The 16,979-nt window shown below is 55.0% G+C and carries 17 protein-coding genes, 1 tRNA gene and 1 other RNA gene; 15 read left to right on the forward strand and 4 right to left on the reverse strand.

The genetic code is table 11. From position 1 onward, the window contains the following. The first annotated feature begins 63 nt into the window (after nt 1–63). Entirely contained in the window at nt 64–1,377 is a 1,314-nt protein-coding gene (locus SELR_RS01750; RefSeq protein ID WP_041914507.1) for a PTS sugar transporter subunit IIC, read from the forward strand. Nucleotides 1,378–1,426: 49 nt separating this feature from the next. Here the strand turns inward: SELR_RS01750 and SELR_RS01755 are convergent, their stop codons facing one another. Continuing rightward, nucleotides 1,427–1,609, reverse strand: coding sequence for a hypothetical protein (locus tag SELR_RS01755; RefSeq protein WP_014423477.1), 183 nt, complete (start codon nt 1,607–1,609; stop codon nt 1,427–1,429). Nucleotides 1,610–1,780: 171 nt separating this feature from the next. Between SELR_RS01755 and SELR_RS01760 the strand changes: the two genes are divergently transcribed. Next, nucleotides 1,781–2,050 (forward strand): DUF896 domain-containing protein, encoded by a 270-nt coding sequence (locus tag SELR_RS01760; RefSeq protein ID WP_014423479.1) that lies wholly within the window; start codon nt 1,781–1,783, stop codon nt 2,048–2,050. Between the two features lie 60 nt (nt 2,051–2,110). On the opposite strand, the gene ssrS is transcribed toward SELR_RS01760, so the two are convergent. Further along, a non-coding RNA gene (gene ssrS / locus SELR_RS18105) (6S RNA) lies at nt 2,111–2,283 on the reverse strand. Between the two features lie 169 nt (nt 2,284–2,452). Here ssrS and SELR_RS01765 point away from each other — a divergent pair. Genes SELR_RS01765 through SELR_RS01775 form a run of 3 tightly spaced genes read left to right on the forward strand, consistent with a single transcriptional unit; the run spans nt 2,453 to nt 5,305 of the window. After that, a complete protein-coding gene (locus SELR_RS01765) occupies nt 2,453–2,767 on the forward strand; it encodes a hypothetical protein (RefSeq protein ID WP_014423480.1) in 315 nt (104 codons plus the stop codon). Nucleotides 2,768–2,814: 47 nt separating this feature from the next. Then, entirely contained in the window at nt 2,815–4,062 is a 1,248-nt protein-coding gene (locus SELR_RS01770; protein ID WP_014423481.1) for a histidine-type phosphatase, read from the forward strand. 37 nt (nt 4,063–4,099) lie between these two features. Next, nucleotides 4,100–5,305: a glycoside hydrolase family 3 N-terminal domain-containing protein gene (locus SELR_RS01775; RefSeq protein ID WP_014423482.1), complete on the forward strand. Its 1,206-nt coding sequence runs from the start codon at nt 4,100–4,102 to the stop codon at nt 5,303–5,305. A 138-nt stretch (nt 5,306–5,443) separates the two neighbouring features. On the opposite strand, the gene SELR_RS01780 is transcribed toward SELR_RS01775, so the two are convergent. Next, nucleotides 5,444–5,532, reverse strand: a tRNA-Ser gene (locus SELR_RS01780). A gap of 138 nt (nt 5,533–5,670) precedes the next feature. On the opposite strand from SELR_RS01780, the gene SELR_RS01785 reads away from it, so the two are divergent. The 6 genes from SELR_RS01785 (at nt 5,671) to SELR_RS01810 (ending at nt 12,181) form a co-directional block, all read left to right on the forward strand. Continuing rightward, the gene (locus tag SELR_RS01785) at nt 5,671–6,657 is read left to right on the forward strand and encodes a diaminopimelate dehydrogenase (protein ID WP_014423483.1); all 987 of its coding nucleotides are present in this window, start codon (nt 5,671–5,673) and stop codon (nt 6,655–6,657) included. A 366-nt stretch (nt 6,658–7,023) separates the two neighbouring features. Then, nucleotides 7,024–7,923, forward strand: a complete 900-nt coding sequence (locus SELR_RS01790; protein WP_014423484.1) for a hypothetical protein — start codon at nt 7,024–7,026, stop codon at nt 7,921–7,923. 94 nt (nt 7,924–8,017) lie between these two features. Continuing rightward, the gene (locus SELR_RS01795; RefSeq protein WP_014423485.1) at nt 8,018–8,209 is read left to right on the forward strand and encodes a ferredoxin; all 192 of its coding nucleotides are present in this window, start codon (nt 8,018–8,020) and stop codon (nt 8,207–8,209) included. 169 nt (nt 8,210–8,378) lie between these two features. Next, the gene (pheA, locus tag SELR_RS01800) at nt 8,379–9,212 is read left to right on the forward strand and encodes a prephenate dehydratase (protein WP_014423486.1); all 834 of its coding nucleotides are present in this window, start codon (nt 8,379–8,381) and stop codon (nt 9,210–9,212) included. A 28-nt stretch (nt 9,213–9,240) separates the two neighbouring features. Beyond that, nucleotides 9,241–10,272: a 3-deoxy-7-phosphoheptulonate synthase gene (gene aroF / locus SELR_RS01805; protein WP_014423487.1), complete on the forward strand. Its 1,032-nt coding sequence runs from the start codon at nt 9,241–9,243 to the stop codon at nt 10,270–10,272. Nucleotides 10,273–11,017: 745 nt separating this feature from the next. After that, the gene (locus SELR_RS01810) at nt 11,018–12,181 is read left to right on the forward strand and encodes an MFS transporter (RefSeq protein WP_014423489.1); all 1,164 of its coding nucleotides are present in this window, start codon (nt 11,018–11,020) and stop codon (nt 12,179–12,181) included. Nucleotides 12,182–12,234: 53 nt separating this feature from the next. Here SELR_RS01810 and clpX read toward each other — a convergent pair whose 3' ends face one another. Then, on the reverse strand, nt 12,235–13,512 hold the full coding sequence (gene clpX / locus SELR_RS01815; protein ID WP_014423490.1) for an ATP-dependent Clp protease ATP-binding subunit ClpX: 1,278 nt from the start codon (nt 13,510–13,512) through the stop codon (nt 12,235–12,237). Nucleotides 13,513–13,799: 287 nt separating this feature from the next. On the opposite strand from clpX, the gene rpmE reads away from it, so the two are divergent. The 4 genes from rpmE to prmC all read left to right on the forward strand — a co-directional run bounded on the left by rpmE (nt 13,800) and on the right by prmC (nt 16,979). Next, nucleotides 13,800–14,000: a 50S ribosomal protein L31 gene (gene rpmE / locus SELR_RS01820; protein WP_014423491.1), complete on the forward strand. Its 201-nt coding sequence runs from the start codon at nt 13,800–13,802 to the stop codon at nt 13,998–14,000. A gap of 66 nt (nt 14,001–14,066) precedes the next feature. Next, nucleotides 14,067–15,020, forward strand: a complete 954-nt coding sequence (locus SELR_RS01825) for a DUF1385 domain-containing protein (RefSeq protein WP_050992727.1) — start codon at nt 14,067–14,069, stop codon at nt 15,018–15,020. A gap of 16 nt (nt 15,021–15,036) precedes the next feature. Further along, complete coding sequence (prfA, locus tag SELR_RS01830) at nt 15,037–16,104, forward strand: peptide chain release factor 1 (RefSeq protein ID WP_014423493.1); 1,068 nt, start codon at nt 15,037–15,039, stop codon at nt 16,102–16,104. Beyond that, entirely contained in the window at nt 16,104–16,979 is an 876-nt protein-coding gene (gene prmC / locus SELR_RS01835; protein WP_041914227.1) for a peptide chain release factor N(5)-glutamine methyltransferase, read from the forward strand. The genes prfA and prmC overlap by 1 nt, the downstream gene beginning before the upstream one ends.

Here is a 16,979-nt window from a genome sequence, read left to right on the forward strand (position 1 = left end):
TTCTTTATGGCGGAATGCCGTTATAATATTATGGTAAAGGAGACTGTTTTTTGGGGGGAGCCTATGAACCGTGCGATTTCTTTTCTGGCAGAGATCCTGCTGCCCATGGCCATGCGCATATCGGAGATCCGCTATCTGCAGGCCATGCGGGAGGCTTTTGCCATTTTGCTGCCCTTTATCCTGGTAGCATCGTTCTTCGGCATTGCCCAGTGGGTGGTGCTGGATCCCTGGGGGACGGTGATGGGAGATAACGGGCTGAATCTGGGACAGGCCATTACCGGGCTCAATCCCGCTGACGAAGCCTATAAGAAATGTGATTTTGTTCGGTCCCTGCTGATGATCCAGGGCCTTTGCGACAGCGTGGTCAACGTCGGCTTTGGCCTGATGTCCCTGCTGCTGGTGGCGTCCCTGGGATACCGGCTGGGGGTTATCTGGCAGGGAGATCCCTTTATCACCGCCTTGACGGCGCTGGGGGCTTTCATCATCGTTACGCCCCAGGCCGTTGGCGGCACGGCGGGGCTGGACCTGCAATATCTGGGCAACCGGGCGGTGCTGACGGCTCTTTTGGTGGCGACAGGTGCGGCCTGGCTTTTTATCCGGCTGGCGAAAAACGGAAATCTCCGCATCGACATGCCTGCTTCCGTGCCCCAGACGGTAGCAAAATCCTTTGCCTGCCTGCTGCCCATGCTCATCACCTTTTGGTGCTTTGCTCTCTTCGCCCTGTTCCTGGCGCAGATGGATTTCCTGGGCACCACTTCCCTGAACGAACTGATCTACGCGTTGATCCAGGCACCGCTCATGGGCTTTTCCCAGGGGCTGGGCTTTGCCCTGCTCTTCCAGGGTATGACCTGGCTGCTCTGGTGGCTGGGAATCCACGGCCATAATGTGACCTCCGTGATCCAGAATATGGTGTATGTGCCGGCCCAGCTGGCCAATCAGTCGGGGGATGGAGCCTATATCATCTCCAATGGCTTCTTTGAAGCGGGGCTCCTGCATGTGCTGGCCCTGCTGCTGGCAGTGCTGATCTTTTCCCGGAAGGAGAGCTGGCGGGCGGTGGCCAAGGTGGGCTTTCCGGCGCTGTTCTTCAACATTCAGGAGCCCCTTTATTTCGGCCTGCCCATCGTCCTCAATCCCCTGCTGCTGATCCCCTATGTGCTGGCTCCCATGGTGAACACGGTGATTGGCTGGCTGGCTCTGTCCTTGGAGCTGGTGCCCATCTTCAAGTATCTGGTGCCCTGGACCATGCCGCCTGTCTTCGGCGGCATCATCGGCACGGGCTCCCTGTCCGGCGGTGTTTTGCAGCTGGTATGGCTGTTGGTGGATATTTTGATTTACGCGCCCTTTGTGGTAGTGGCGAACCGGACGAAAGATGATTAAATATACAGGAAAGGGACTGTGTGCATACACAGTCCCTTTTTGCAGTCCGTTAGTCCTGCGGCTGCAAGGCTTTCCACAGCACTTGCGAGCTCAGGGCACTTACGGAGTGCCGTTCAAACGCTTCTTGCATTTGCTGCCCCAGACCAATCGTGTCTGAGAGCGTTGCATCTGTGGCTTGCTTCAGCAGGAATATATCTTCCTCCAAAGCCGAAAAACTAATGCCTGGTTCCAAAACGTCCGAACCCCCTATACAGTTGTTTGGTTGTACAACCATGTATAATTATACTAAATGGAAAGGACATTTGGCAATGAGGGAGAGGCAAAATATTTTTATGGAAAATATCGCGCAAAGGCGTTATAATATCTTCATTATGCTTATTCGTGAATAGAAAGAGAGGCTTTTATGATAACGAAGGAACTGATCACCCGCATCAACGAACTGTCCCGCAAGCAGCGTTCTACGGGGCTGACGGAGGAAGAGAAGAAAGAGCAGAAGAATCTGCGGGAAATATATTTAGAGGGCATCCGCGGCCAGATGCGGCAGATGCTGGATAATATCGAAATTGTCGATGATCCCAGGGCGGCTGCAGGCATGCAGGCACCGCTTTCCAAAGAGCCCCGCATCACCCACATCAACGAGGTGGCCATCAACCTGCGCCCTTATGTGAATTGATATAAATTTACACAACGTGAAAAGGGACTGCCACCCATGGATAGCAATCCCTTTTCAAAGAAGGGGTCCAAACTGCCGCTGCTTTAAATGCCCAAAACCTGCGACTAGCAGGTGGGTGCCCTAAGTCTGGCTTCCGCATGACGCCGAGGCGAACTTCCACCAGAATCAAATCAGGCTCCCTGTAAAAAATGTAGGTTGGACATTCCAAAAGCCCGCGCACACCCCAGGCTGATCCTTCTTTGTAAGTATAGTAGCACAAAAAAAATACAAGTGCAAGACTTGACAAATACAAACTTTTGAAAATATTTATTTAATTTGCTCATATCCGCAAAATAATTGTCATTACGGGCTAAATCATATATAATTAGGTGTAGAGAACGTTGTTTTAAAGGAGAAACGATCATGGAAAATAAATTCAGCGTGGCCATCAGTTTCGGCCATGATTTAGGTTGGATCGATTATGATGGGGACAGCAGATCTGCTGTAGTCAATATCAAGAATGATGAGGCCAAGAGCCTGACGGAAAAATATCTGGCGGAAAAACACAGCATCAAGGTGCCCCATGAAACCCTCATGGACTTCACCGCCGAGGAAGTAGAGCCCCTGGCCGATGTCAAGAGCTTCAAACTGGCCCTGACGAGACTGTGGAATGCCACGAAGGTGCATGTGGATTGGAGCCGTCCGGTGGACTATGTAAAGCAGCATCCCAGCTACTGAGATACAGCCCCTGCGGGGGCTGCTTTTGTTATGTGGAGGTAAAGGCGATGAGAATACATAAGATAATATTGGGGCTGGTGACGCTGCTGTGTCTGGCTTTTGCCCAATTGGCCCAGGCCGTGCCCCAGGATGATTTCCATGCGAAATACAGGCTGGTGCAGGTGATTGTCCTGTCCCGTCACAATATCCGCGCCCCCTTTTTCGGGCCGGAATCCTCATTGAACGAGGTTACGGATCATGCCTGGCATGATTTTGGCGTGGCCGCCGGGGAGCTTACCCCCAGAGGGGCGCAGATGGAAGAATATATGGGACGTTATTTCCGGCAGTATCTGGAACAGGAAGGCCTGTTTTCGCCGGAATACTTGCCGGAAAGCCGGGATATCCGCTTTACGGCCAATGGTTTCCAACGCACCATTGCCACCGCCCAGAATTTTGCCAAGGGATTTTTCCCTGGGGTAGAGGCGAAAGTGGACTACCGGGGCAATGTGGGGGATGCAGATCCCACCTTCCTGCCGGGAACAGAGGGGCATAAGGAGGCCTTTGCGGCAGACAATTTGGCAGCCGTAGAGGCATTGGGGGGCAGCCGCAAGCTGCTGCAGGATATCACGCCGGGGATCGGGATTGCGGCCAAGGTGCTGGACCGGCCGGTTGTAGATACCACCGATGTCACGGTGTCGGTGGATGACCGCCTGCATATCAGCAAGAGCTTCCGCCCCCTAATGAAGGCCTGTGATGCGCTGACCTTGCAGTATTATGAGCTGGGGCCGGATCAGGCAGCCTTTGGCCATCAGCTGAGCTTCAAGGAGTGGCAGGAAATCGCCGCGGTAAAGGATTGGGGCATCCATCTCTACCGCCATGTGCCGGCTCTCTCCCGGGCCCTTTCCCGTCCCCTGCTCTCCGTGATACAGGAGGAACTTAACACCCGTCAGCGTAAGTTCACCTTTCTCTGCGGCCACGATACCAATATTGCCTCCGTCATGGGGGCCATGGAGGTAAAGGACACGCCCTTGCCGGAAACCATCGAGCAGGAAGCACCCATCGGCTGCAAGATCGTGGTGGAGGAGTGGGAGGACAAGACTGGGGAAAGCTTTATCAATCTGAAACTGGTCTATCCCAAGAGCGACCAGCTGGCCAAGGCAGAACCCCTGACCGCTGTCAATCCCCCGGAGGCAGTGCCATTGCATCTGCAGAATATCCATGCCAATGAAGACGGCCTGATCACCATGCAGGACTTCCAGCAGCGCCTCACGGACGCCATTGTCAGCGATGCGGAACTCCTGGGAATTCATTACTGAGATGTTATCAAAAAACAAGAAGATTTGAGGAGAGTCCATGGATAAGATGTTGAAGCGGAGGCTGATGGCGGCTGTCGTTCTGGTATTCCTGCTGGCAGTGCTGGGGGGCGGACTTTTTGCTTCCCGCCTGTTCCCCCAGGTGCCTGCGGCCGTAGAGAAGACAAAGGAAGCGCTGACAGGGCAGGAGACAAAGCGCCCGCTGACCATTGATGAACAGGTGGAGGAGATTGTTTCCTCCATGTCCACCACAGAAAAAATCGGCCAATTGATGGTGATTGGCGTGCAGGGAACTGAGGCCAATGAAGATGCCCTGTATGTGCTGCATCAGTTCCATTATGGCGGCATCATTCTCTTTGACCGCAATCTTGAGAGCAAGGCCCAGACCAAGGCGCTGGTGCAGGATCTGCAGGCCGGAGCTGATGAGAAGCTGCCGCTCTTTGTGGGCATAGACGAAGAAGGCGGCCGGGTGGTGCGCGGCAAGGATTTCATCACCCCACCCCCCTCCCAGGAAGCCGTGGGAAAACAAGGCGAGCCACAGCAGGCGCAGAAGCTGGCCAAATCCACGGCAGCCGAGCTGAAGGAAATGGGCATCAATGTGAATTTTGCCCCTGTGGCGGATGTGGGAGCGGCTGACGGCCGTTCCTACAGCAAGGAGCCTTATGAAACTCTGAAATTTGTGCAGGCGGCAGGCGAGGGGTATAAAGAGAGCGGCATGGTCTATGCCCTGAAACATTTCCCCGGGATCGGCCGCGGGCTGGTGGATTCCCATAAGGAAATCTCCTCCATTGAGGCTGGGGAAAGCGAACTGCGCAAGGTGGATCTGGTGCCTTTCCGGGAGATGATCAATGATACCGGCAAAGGTAAGGATCTTGACTATATGGTGATGGTGGGACATCTGAACTATCCTGCCTTTGACAAGGACAATCCCGCTAGTCTGTCCAGGAAAATCATCACGGATCTGCTGCGGCAGGAGATGGGCTATCAGGGCCTTGTCATTACCGATGATCTGGAAATGGGCGCCATTGCCAATCATCGCTCCTTCCGTCAGGTGGGCGTGGAGGCCATCCTTGCCGGCTGTGATATCGTGCTGGTCTGCCATGAATACCAGCACGCCGAAGACGTCTATATGGGCATCTATGAAGCAGTGCAAAACGGGAAGATCAGCGAGATGCGCCTGAACGAATCGGTACGCCGGGTAGTGAAAGCCAAGCTCCTGCACGGTTTGCGCCCGGCTGATCATTGAAAACTGCCGGAAATGTGACAAGACAAAATCATATCGCATAGAATGAAAAAGGGACGACCAGCGCAGAAATAACTGCCTGATCGTCCCTTTTTATTCGCAAGAAAAAGCCCGCGCAAACGCGCGAGCCCTTGATTTCACTGGCAGAGAGGGTGGGATTCGAACCCACGGTGGCTATTAACCACACTTGATTTCGAGTCAAGCACCTTCGACCACTCGGACACCTCTCCATATGTTCATAACTGAACAACAAATATTATAACATAATAATCATATGAGTGTAAAGGTCAAGTTTTATTCCAGCCAGAAATATGGTATAGTAAGAAGGTAGCGATTTCATTTCTGAACATATGGAAAGAAGGCAGATTATGAGTATCCGTATCGGTATTTTAGGTTATGGCAATCTGGGTCGGGGCGTGGAGTGCGCGGTGAAGGCCAATGATGATTTGGAACTGGTGGCGGTGTTTACCCGCCGCGATCCGGCGCTTTTGACCATCAAGACTCCGGGTGTGCCGGTGGTGAATGTCAGTGATGTGGAAGAGTGGGAAGACAAGATCGATGTCATGATCCTCTGCGGCGGCAGTGCCACAGATCTGCCGGTACAGACGCCTCATTATGCCAAGCTCTTCAATGTAGTGGATAGCTTTGACACCCATGCGCGGATTCCGGAGCATTTTGCCAATGTGGATAAGGCTGCCAAGGAAAATGGTCATGTGGGCATCATTTCCGTGGGCTGGGACCCGGGACTGTTCTCTTTGGCCCGTGTCTACAGCAATGCCATCCTGCCCCAGGGCAAGGATTATACCTTCTGGGGCCGTGGTGTTTCCCAGGGTCATTCCGATGCCATCCGCCGCGTTGAGGGCGTAGCGGATGCCCGTCAGTATACGGTGCCGGTGGAAAAGGCGCTGGCTGCTGTGCGTGCCGGTGAGAATCCGGAGCTTACGACGCGGGAGAAGCATACCCGCGAGTGCTATGTGGTGCTGGAGGAAGGCGCCGATGCGGCCAAGGTTGAGCAGGAAATCAAGACCATGCCCAACTATTTCGATGAATACGATACGACAGTGCATTTCATCAGCCAGGAAGAGCTGGATCGTGACCACAAGGGCCTGCCCCATGGTGGTTCGGTGATCCGCAGCGGCGTTACGGGGCATGATGGTGAGCACAAGCATGTGATTGAGTTCAAGCTCGACCTGGATTCCAATCCGGAGTTCACCACCAGCGTGCTGGTGTGCTATGCGCGGGCGGCTTATCGTCTGGCCAAAGAGGGCGTGACGGGCTGCAAGACGGTACTGGATATTGCGCCGAGCTATCTGTCGGCTAAGTCCGGTGAGGAACTGCGGGCACATTTGCTTTAATAGTATGCACGATTGGGTTCGTGGCGCAAGGCGGCGTGGTCAGCCTGTTGTCCACGCTGTATTTTGACTTTAGGCTAAAAAGGCTTTATTTGCTTTTTGCAATGGGAAACTCTAAACTCGCTTCGCTCAGACAGCAGATTTTCCCATTGCCGCAAATAAAGCCTTTTCTTGATGCTAAAAGTCAAACGTTCCGCTTAGGATAGCAGGCTGGCCGCGCCTGACGGCATTGGCTGGGGAAGAAGGCATAGCGAAGCGTGCAATCCCCTGCCTCCCGCCGCCAGGACGTATGAACAACAAAATATCGATGTAAACCACCACGGAAATAAGCTATAATATGGATAGAAACAAAACGGGGGAGGGGATTTTATGGCTGTGAAGGCTCCGGCGGCACCGACACCGCCTACGCCGCCATCTGTGCCGGGGGTGAAGCTGGAAAATGGCGGCACGGCGCAGGAAACGAATGTACCCCATGACAAACAGCAGACCCATGATGAGCGGGTGGAGGATCAGGCGCGTCAGTCTGTGGCCCGGGGGGATGGGGCATTGTCCAAGACGACGCAGTCCAAACCGGAAAAGGCGGCGAAGCCGCAGAAAAGCGTGGATGCCAGCGGCGGGGCGTCTCAGGAAAACCAGCAGCCGCAGAGGGTAGTGGTTCCTGCTCAGAATGGGCTGAATCAGGAAAATCCCCGGCAGGAGGCTTTGGCTGATGCCAAGGCGCAGACACAGAAGGAAACGCAAACCCAGATGGCGCAGGACAACAGCTGGGGGCAGTTCGCTTCCCATGGTGCGGTATTCTGGGGGGCAGTGCTGATCCTTATGGCCCTGGTGGTTTGGTTTGGTATCCGCAAGGTACTGATGCGCAAACAGGGACGGAAAAGTTCCCTGAGTATGGCCGATATTGATGGCGCCGCAGTTCCTGCGGCCGTGCCGGGAAAAGGTGCAGGCAGAGCGGCACGCAGCCGGGAGCAGGTGGAGACTTTTGCGGAACTTCGTGGCCTGACGCCGGATGAGGTGTTGGAAAAACTTGCTCATGATGAAGAGAAAGCCTTGCGGGCGGAAATGAGGCAGGCACGGGAAGAGGCCAGAGCGAGATTGGAAAAGGCAGGTCGTATCCCGGTGAATCCGTCGCCGCCTCCCCATGCGGCACGACAATACCGGGAGCAGGTAACAGCAGAGCTGCCGCCGGAAAAGGCAAAAACGCTGAAGCCGCTGCCCAAGCGCAAGCAGTCGCAGGATGAGGAGCAGCGATTTGAGGTAAGGATCTGATTTTGTAACGGATATTACAGAGCAGGGCTGCTTTATCTGCTAAACTTGACTTGTGTGTTATATGAAGCATGTGTTTATTTTGGGAGGGCTTTTTATGAAAGGCTATGTGGATAAAGCGCTTTGTGTGGCCTGCGGCATGTGTGTGGGCAGCTGTCCGGAGGGATTCCGTCTGGGGGGGGATGGTCTGGCGGAAGGTTATCAGGAACTGCCGGCGGAGTCTGTAGAGGATGCGCAGCAGGCGGCAGGTGATTGCCCTGTGGGAGCAATTACCATAATTTCTCAATAATTATACACAGAAGTTTGTTTGCAAAAGACAAAGTGTAACTTATTTTGCGAAAATGCTTGTTAATTGTTATCATTTGTGCTATGATAATAACAATTTGAAGCGGAAACAGGTATTGAGAGCCTCGTCCATTAGATTCAAGGACGGGGCTTTTCTTGTGAGGGGGATGTGCATGGCAAAGACCATGGGGGTGCTAGGCCCCGCGGGAACCCATAGTGAGGCGGCAGCGGTCTATCTGAAAAAACACTGCCACGAAGATTACAAGCTGGTATTGTTTGCCGATATCTTCGACTGCCTGCAGGCAGTGGAGAATGGTGAGGTGGATTCGGCATTGGTGCCGGTGGAAAACTCGCTGGAGGGAGCCATCAATATCTCTCTGGACACGCTGGCCCGCAGTGACGGGCTTCATGTCTGGCGGGAGCTGATCTGGCCGGTGCATAATCAGCTTTTAGCTAAGCGCAAGGGCGAGATAAAGAGGATTTATTCCCATGCCCAGCCCATTTCCCAATGCCGGGCCTTCTTGCAGGCCCATTATCCGCAGGCGGAGCTCATCAAGGTGTCCAGCACGGCCCGGGCGGCGGAAATCGTGGCTGATTCGGAAGACGACAATTGCGCGGCCATTGCCACGGCGCGGGCCGGTGAGCTTCTGGGGCTGATTCCCATCGCCAAGGAGATCCAGGACAGTGCGGCCAACTGCACGCGGTTCTTTCAGGTGGGAAGGGAAGTACTGGAATTCCTGCCCAAGGAAAAATTGCTCGTCATCTGCCAGATTGATGGTCAGCAGGCCGGTGCCCTCTTCGATGTGCTCAAGGAATTTGCCCAGCGGGGCATCAATATGACGCGTATCGAATCGCGGCCGGCCCGTACGGAGCTCGGGGCCTATATCTTCTTTTTCGACCTGGAATATGTGGATTCGCCGCAGCTTGATGAGTCGCTGGCGGCGGTGGCAGAGAAGAGTATCTGGCTCAGAAACCTCGGTACGTATCCGGTTATACAGGTTAAATAAGTCTTTTTATATAGAAGGGGATGGAACTATGGTTATTATCATGAATGTGGATGCTACGGCAGAAGACATCCAGGAAGTCATCGCGGTCATTGAGGGCGCAGGCCTGCAGGCCAAGGTGATGGAGGGCAGCCAGCAGAAGATCGTCGGGGTTATCGGCGATAAGGCAAGACTGGCTACGGTGCCCATCGATGCGATGGATGGCGTGGAAAAGAGCGTGGAGATTTCTAAGAGCTACAAGTTGGCCAGCCGGGAATTCCATCCCCAGAGCAGCGTGATAGATGTAGCCGGTGTCAAGATTGGCGATGGCACGCCGGTGGTCATGGCTGGCCCCTGCGCTGTGGAGTCCAAGGAACAGCTGTTCGAGGCTGCCGAAATCGTGAAAAAGGCCGGCGCTCAGTTCCTGCGCGGCGGTGCCTATAAGCCGCGCACATCTCCCTATGCGTTCCAGGGGCTGGAAATCGAGGGCCTCAAGTATCTGGCCGAAGCCCGCGAGCGCACCGGCCTGCGGGTGGTTACGGAGGTAACGACGGTGGAGGCCATCGAGGGCGTGGTGGAATATGCGGATATGCTGCAGATCGGCGCCCGCAACATGCAGAATTTCGGCCTTTTGAAGGAAGTCGGCAAATGCGGCAAACCGGTGCTCCTAAAGCGCGGTCTGGCGGCAACGATTGATGAATGGCTCAATGCTGCCGAATATATCATGAATGCCGGCAATCCCAATGTGGTGCTCTGCGAGCGCGGTATCCGCACCTATGAGACTTATACCCGCAATACCCTGGATCTGAGTGCAGTGGCGGCAGTCAAGCACCTGTCCCACCTGCCGATCATCGTGGATCCCAGCCATGGTACGGGCAAATGGAGAATGGTGAAACCCATGGCCTTTGCCGCCATTGCCGCCGGTGCAGACGGGCTCATGATGGAAGTGCATCCGAACCCGGCCAAGGCATTGTCTGATGGACCCCAGTCCCTGACGCCGGAGAACTACGCCGAAGTCATGCGCGGCGTACAAAAGATTTCCGCCTTTATGAAAGCGGAGAACATTCATTCAATGGATATTTAAGTTGGCAAAAGCAGCTCGACATGTTGGTCGGGCTGCTTTTTTAGAAATTGCAGTTTGTAGATGCGAGACTAAACTCTTTTGTTACAGCTCAGTGGGGCGGCGGTGGGAATACTTTTCCGCCGCTGCACTAAATGACCCGCCAGCAGAAGTACGCATCTTCCAGTAACCTGCGCCGGGCAAGTCCGGCGGCGCGTCCATCAACGAAGCATCCAGCAAATGCTGTTTGCGGGCCAGCCTTCACTTCGTTCAGGCAGTCGTTCCGCCGGCGGAAAAGCATCCCCACCGCCACCCAGCGTTACGTTTGTCAATGCTGCTATGTTCCGGCTGGAGGATACAAGCACATCGATGTTCTTGTTACGGGAGAACCGGGTTCGTGCCGATTGCAAAAATCGTGGCTGGGGGCGAACGGGGGAGTGCTTTTTCTGTGGGAGCGACTGTCTGAGCGCAGCGAAGACCGGCCCGAGGCAGGCAGTTACCAGAAAGCACGCTGAAAGACGCGCCGCCGGTCTTGCCCGGCGCCATCTGGCTAAACAGCTCTAAAATTGCCGAGAGGGTCGTTTTAGCGGAAACAGAAAAAGTACTCCCCCGTGAACCCCTGACTGCGTATGAACAGGATACCTTCAGCACGAACGCGCCGACAAACTGCAATTTGTATGAGTAGATATGTGGGAATGCTGGATGATTTGCCTGGGGCGGAAAAAATTGTTACAATGAAGACAATAGTTTCAGAAGGAGTATCTTCGTGATGAATAAGAAATATCTCTATATGCTGTCGGCCGGGCATTTGAGCGTGGACATCAATAGTGGTTCCCTGCCGGCCTTATTGCCGTTTTTCGTCAGTGAGTACGGCATGGATTATACGTCGGTGGCGGGGCTGATGTTTGCCTCGTCTTTTTTGTCTTCAATCATTCAGCCGTTGTTTGGCTGGCTGGCGGATAAAGGCTCGAGGCAGTGGTTCATGGTGCTTGGTGTGCTGATGGCTGGGCTGTCGCTGGCCTGCACTGGTTTTGTGACCAATTACTGGGGCATCTTTGCGGCGGTCACCTTGATGGGGATTGGTAGTTCCATCTTCCATCCCGAGGCGGCGCGCAATGTGAATGCCATTGCCGGCAAGAAAAAGGGGCAGGGTATGAGCATCTTCAGCGTGGGCGGCAACGGCGGCTTCGGGCTGGGGCCGCTGCTCGCGGTGTTTTTGGTCACGACATTTGGGATGCAGGGCACGGCCTTTTATGGGATTGCTTCTCTGTTTACCGCGGGCATGATCTTTCTGGCGGCGCCGGCCATTGCCCGGGAAAGCCGGCGGCAATTGGCACAGGCCCGGGATACGGCCAAGGCCAATCATGTGCCGCGGGAAAATGACTGGCCGGCCTTTGCGCGGCTGTTCGTGGTGATTGTGTTCCGTTCCACGCTGTTTACGTCCATCAGTGCGTTCCTGCCCCTGTTCTGCATCCAGGTGCTGGGGGCAAGTCCGGCGGTGGGCAGTGCCACGCTATCCATCATCTCCATTGCCGGGGTGCTGGCAACTCTGGTGGGCGGCTGGCTGGCTGACCGCAAGGGCTATGTCAATACCATGCGCTATGGTGCCTTGCTGCTTATCCCCTGTCTGGCGGTGGTGGTCTTCACGCAGGATATCCGGGCTGTCTATGCCATGCTGATTCCCATGAGTTTGGCCATGCAGGGTCCCTATGCGGCCTTCGTGGTACTGGGGCAGAGCTATCTGGCCAAAAGCCTGGGCTTTGCCTCCGGCGTGACCTTGGGGCTGTCCTTCAGCCTGGGGGGCATCATCGTGCCGTCCTTGGGCTGGTATGCGGACAGCTTCGGCATTGCAGCAGTGATGGTGGTGATCTTTGTCATTTCCATCTGCTGTGCGGCGGCGACCTTCTTATTGCCAGAGCCGAGGAGGTCTTAATAAAAAAAGCAATAGCCATGTATTTGCTTCATGGCTATTGCTTTTTTGCATGCTTATTTCTTTACGACTTCCGGCTTGGCGCCTTTTTCGATGCATTCCTTGGTGATGATGACCTTGCGGGCTTCGTCGGATTTGGGGATATCAAACATGACGTCCAGCATGATGTCTTCGATGATGCCCTTGAGGGAGCGGGCGCCGGTCTTGCGCTCGATGGCCTTGCGGGCCACGGCTCGCAGGGCGTCTTCCTGGAATTCCAGTTCCACGTTATCCATGGCCAAAAGTTTCTGGTACTGCTTGACCGGGGCGTTCTTGGGCTCGGTGAGGATGCGCAGCAGGGCGTCTTCATCGAGGGTTTCCAGTGTGCAGATCACGGGCAGGCGGCCGATGATTTCAGGGATGATGCCGTACTGCATGAGGTCTTCGGGACGGACCTTATGGATGAGCTCGTCGAATTTCGGCTTGTCGTCCTTGCCCTGTACTTCGGCGCCAAAGCCAATGGTGCTGGCCTTGGACAGGCGTTTGGCAATGACGTCGTCAATGCCCACAAAGGCGCCGCCCACGATGAAGAGGATGTTTTTCGTGTCCACTTTGATGGTGGGGGCTTCGGGATGCTTGCGCTGGCCGCGGGAGGTGAATTCCACCACACTGCCTTCCAGCATCTTGAGGAGTGCCTGCTGCACGCCTTCATGGCCCGGATCAGCGGTGATGGAGTTGTTTGCTCCGGACTTGCGGGCGATCTTGTCGAATTCGTCCAGGTAAATGATGCCGTGTTCGGCCTTTTCCACGTCCTTGTCTGCGGCGTAGTAGAGGTTGCGCACGGCCACTTCCACGTCTGCGCCCACGAAGCCAGCTTCCGTCAGGCTGGAAGCGTCCGTTACGGCGAAGGGGATGTCCAGGAGTTTCGAGAGGTGGGACAGCAGCGCCGTCTTGCCGCAGCCGGAGGGGCCCAGCATGATGACGTTGGATTTTTCGATTTCCGTGCCGTCATCGTTCTGATAGCCGTATTTCATGCGCTTGTAATGGTTGTAGACAGCCACCGAGAGGATCTTCTTGGCGCGGTCCTGATTGATGATGTATTCATCGAGATACTGTTTGATGATATGGGGCTTGTTCTTCTTGAGGATATCATCAAGCTCTCCGGCAAAGACCTGTTTCTCGTCCTGCTGCTCTGCGGCGGCATGTTCTTCGAGGAAATGATTGATTTCCTTGATGCAGTGGGCGCAGAGGGCAAAGCCCGTATTGGGATCGTAGACGGGCATATCGTATTGGTTGCGGACGTTGATGATCCGCTTGCAGAAACTGCACTGATGTTGTACTGCTTGATTGGCCATAGTGGTGTTTGTTCCTTTCTCTATATCAAGATCCTTCATTTTGTTTCCGACAGATACTACCATTATCATATAGGAAAGAAAATTTTTCAAGCAAATTTTTGTTTCTTTCCTTGCATAGCGGCAACTTGCGTGCTATAATATTCGGGTACTGGACGTACTGACGTCTGGTTCCAAGTCAAAATTTGACTGGCTTTGCCCCAAGAGGTAAGCTAGGTCTAAACCAAGCTCGCGCATAGCTTGCTTGTATCAATTCCCAGTTTCGTTGGGGTGAAAGCGAGGTGTAAATAATGAAACAGGGTATTCATCCGGAATATTTCGAAGCTACGGTAACCTGCGGTTGCGGCAACACGTTCACCACGGGTTCCACGCAGAAAGAACTGCGCGTCGATGTTTGCTCCAAGTGCCATCCGTTCTTCACGGGTCGTCAGCGTGACGTACAGGCAGGCGGTCGTATCGAAAAGTTCAACAAGCGTTACGCCAAGAAGTAAGAAACGTTATGGTAAAGCAGAGCACATTTATGGCTCTGCTTTATTTTGTATAGTTGAGGAAAAATTATGAGTAAGAAATTGATGGTTGGCGGTCAGGCCGTTATCGAAGGGGTCATGATGCGGGGGCCGAAGCTTACGGCTACTGCTGTGCGTGATCCCCAGGGGAAGATCCAGGTCGAGACCAAGCCCGTAAATTCCATTAGCGATAGATTTCCCATCTTGAAGAAGCCCTTCCTGCGGGGCTCGGTATCCCTGATCGAGTCACTGGTCATCGGCATGAAGTCCTTGTCCTATTCGGCCAAGATGGCCGGCGAAGAGGATGAGCAGCTCTCGGACAAGGAAATGGCAGGCACGATTGTATTTGCCTTGGTGCTGGCCAGTGTGCTGTTCATTGCCATCCCGACATTCGGGGCGAAATGGCTGCATGGGGCCACGGAAGATCCGATGGTCTTGAACCTGCTGGAAGGCGGCCTGCGGCTGGTGATTTTCCTGCTGTATATCTGGGGCATCTCCCGTATGAAGGACATCCGGCGGGTGTTCCAGTATCATGGAGCGGAGCATAAGACGATTTTCTGCTATGAGGCAGGCCTGCCGCTGACGGTGGAGAACGTGCAGAAGTTCCCGCGGCTGCATCCGCGCTGTGGCACGAACTTCCTGCTGATCGTGATGCTCGTGTCCATCTTCGTGTTTGCATTCTTGGGCTGGCCTTCGCTCTGGGAGCGTATTGCCAGCCGCATCCTGTTGCTGCCGGTGGTGGCGGGGATTTCCTATGAGATCATCCGTCTGGCGGGGCGCAGTGAGAATGCGATTATTCAGACGGCCATCAAGCCGGGGCTCTGGCTGCAGTACCTGACCACCCGTCCGCCGGAGGATGAGATGGTGGAAGTGGCGATTGAATCCCTGAAGGCGGTACTGCCGGAAGAGGAGATCGTGGCTGGCACGCCGGATTATATCAACAAAGCAAGTGAGGAAGCGGCCCCGGCGGAGAGTGCTCCCGTGGCGGCTGCTGTTACGGAATAAATTTGAGGTGAAATAAGTGCTGGACAAACTCCAAGCCGTTGAAGATAAATTTTTGGAACTGGAATCGCTGATCAGCGATCCCGATGTGATTGCGGATATGAGCCGCTGGCAGAAGTACAGCAAGGAACATGCAAGCCTTGCGCCCATCGTGGAAAAGTTCCGGGAATACAAGGATGTGACCAAGGGCATCGAGGAAGCCAAAGCCATGTTCGAAGAATCCCTGGACGATGAGATGCGCAAGTTCGTGGAAGAGGAACTTGCCGAACTGAAAGCCCAAAAGGAAGTGCTGGACGCAGAACTGCCGATCCTGCTGCTGCCCAAAGATCCCAATGATGACAAGAATGTCATCGTGGAAATCCGCGGCGGCGTGGGCGGCGAAGAGGCGGCGCTCTTTGCGGGCGACCTTTTCCGCATGTATGGCCGCTATGTGGAGAAGCAGGGCTGGAAGATGGAAATCATCGATGGGAGTCCCACGGAATTGGGGGGATACAAGGAAATCTCCTTTATGGTCACGGGCTTCGGTGCTTACAGCAAGCTCAAATATGAAAGCGGCACCCATCGCGTGCAGCGGGTGCCGGCCACGGAATCCGGCGGCCGCATCCATACCTCGGCGGTGACGGTGGCAGTGCTGCCCGAAGCGGAGGATGTGGACGTGGACATCGATCCCAAGGATCTGCATATCGACCTGTACTGCGCTTCCGGCGCGGGCGGCCAGCATGTCAACCGCACGGAAAGTGCCATCCGCATCACCCATATTCCCACGGGGATCGTGGTGCAGTGTCAGGATGAGCGCTCCCAGCTCAAGAACAAGGACAAGGCCATGAAAGTGCTGCGGGCAAGGCTTCTCGACAAGGCTCAGCAGGAACAGATGGCGAGCATCTCGGCTGACCGCAGAAGCCAGGTGGGCAGCGGTGACCGCAGTGAGCGCATCCGCACCTATAACTTCCCCCAGGGGCGCGTGACCGACCATCGCATTGGTCTGACGCTCCATCGCATTGATGCAGTCCTGGCGGGGGATCTGGACGAAATCCTCAATGCCCTGATCACCGCAGATCAGGCAGAGCGGCTGAAGCAGGTGAAATGATGGCAGGAAATGAAGTATGGACAATCGGCCGCATCCTCAAGTGGACGGAGGATTACTTTGCCCAGAAGGGCATCGAGAATCCGCGGCTGGATGCGGAAGTTTTATTAGGGCATGTGCTCCATAAACAGCGCATCTATCTCTATGTGCATTTTGACGAACCCTTGCAGGCCGCAGAACTGGCGGCTTTCCGTGAGATGATCAAAAAGCGCATCGCGCATGTGCCGGTGGCCTATATCCTGGGGGAAAAGGAGTTTATGGGGCTGACCTTCAAGGTGACGGAGGCGACGCTCGTGCCCCGTCCTGATACGGAAATCCTCGTGCAGGCGGCGGTGGACCGCCTGCGGCAGCTGGGGGTGGAAGCGCCCCATTTTGCCGATATCGGCACGGGCACGGGGGCGGTGGGGCTCAGCGTGCTACATTTTGTCCAGGATGCCATTTTGGACACGGTGGATATTTCCCCGGCGGCCCGGGCGGTGGCCGAGGAAAATGCGGCAACGCTGGAGCTGAAAGAGCGGGCGCATTTCTTCACCGGAGATCTGCTGGCCCCCTTGCAGGGCAATACCTATACGGCGATTCTCTCCAATCCGCCCTATATTCCCGCCAAGGACATCGAAGGCCTGTCGGCGGACGTGCGCAATAGTGAGCCCCATACGGCGCTGGATGGCGGCGAGGACGGGCTGGACTTTTACCGCCGGCTGTGCAGCGAGGCGCCGGCCATGCTGACGGCGGGCGGCTTCATGGCCTTTGAAGTGGGCATAAAACAGGCAGAGGATGTAGCAAAACTGGCTAAAGCAAATCCGCTGATCTGCCGCACGGAGATCCTGAAGGACTACGCCGGCATTGAGCGGGTAGTGGTGGCCTGGAAAGAGGCGTAA

The sequence above is a fragment of the Selenomonas ruminantium subsp. lactilytica TAM6421 genome, from assembly GCF_000284095.1.
Classification (GTDB): Bacteria; Bacillota; Negativicutes; order Selenomonadales; family Selenomonadaceae; genus Selenomonas_A; species Selenomonas_A lactilytica.

What these genes read in the sequence shown, in the direction of transcription:
- SELR_RS01750 (WP_041914507.1), top strand. Translation starts at nt 64, where the DNA reads ATGAACCGTGCGATTTCTTTTCTGGCAGAGATCCTGCTGCCCATGGCC.
- SELR_RS01760 (WP_014423479.1), top strand. Translation starts at nt 1,781, where the DNA reads ATGATAACGAAGGAACTGATCACCCGCATCAACGAACTGTCCCGCAAG.
- SELR_RS01765 (WP_014423480.1), top strand. Translation starts at nt 2,453, where the DNA reads ATGGAAAATAAATTCAGCGTGGCCATCAGTTTCGGCCATGATTTAGGT.
- SELR_RS01770 (WP_014423481.1), top strand. Translation starts at nt 2,815, where the DNA reads ATGAGAATACATAAGATAATATTGGGGCTGGTGACGCTGCTGTGTCTG.
- SELR_RS01775 (WP_014423482.1), top strand. Translation starts at nt 4,100, where the DNA reads ATGGATAAGATGTTGAAGCGGAGGCTGATGGCGGCTGTCGTTCTGGTA.
- SELR_RS01785 (WP_014423483.1), top strand. Translation starts at nt 5,671, where the DNA reads ATGAGTATCCGTATCGGTATTTTAGGTTATGGCAATCTGGGTCGGGGC.
- SELR_RS01790 (WP_014423484.1), top strand. Translation starts at nt 7,024, where the DNA reads ATGGCTGTGAAGGCTCCGGCGGCACCGACACCGCCTACGCCGCCATCT.
- SELR_RS01795 (WP_014423485.1), top strand. Translation starts at nt 8,018, where the DNA reads ATGAAAGGCTATGTGGATAAAGCGCTTTGTGTGGCCTGCGGCATGTGT.
- pheA (WP_014423486.1), top strand. Translation starts at nt 8,379, where the DNA reads ATGGCAAAGACCATGGGGGTGCTAGGCCCCGCGGGAACCCATAGTGAG.
- aroF (WP_014423487.1), top strand. Translation starts at nt 9,241, where the DNA reads ATGGTTATTATCATGAATGTGGATGCTACGGCAGAAGACATCCAGGAA.
- SELR_RS01810 (WP_014423489.1), top strand. Translation starts at nt 11,018, where the DNA reads ATGAATAAGAAATATCTCTATATGCTGTCGGCCGGGCATTTGAGCGTG.
- clpX (WP_014423490.1), bottom strand. Translation starts at nt 13,512, where the DNA reads ATGGCCAATCAAGCAGTACAACATCAGTGCAGTTTCTGCAAGCGGATC.
- rpmE (WP_014423491.1), top strand. Translation starts at nt 13,800, where the DNA reads ATGAAACAGGGTATTCATCCGGAATATTTCGAAGCTACGGTAACCTGC.
- SELR_RS01825 (WP_050992727.1), top strand. Translation starts at nt 14,067, where the DNA reads ATGAGTAAGAAATTGATGGTTGGCGGTCAGGCCGTTATCGAAGGGGTC.
- prmC (WP_041914227.1), top strand. Translation starts at nt 16,104, where the DNA reads ATGGCAGGAAATGAAGTATGGACAATCGGCCGCATCCTCAAGTGGACG.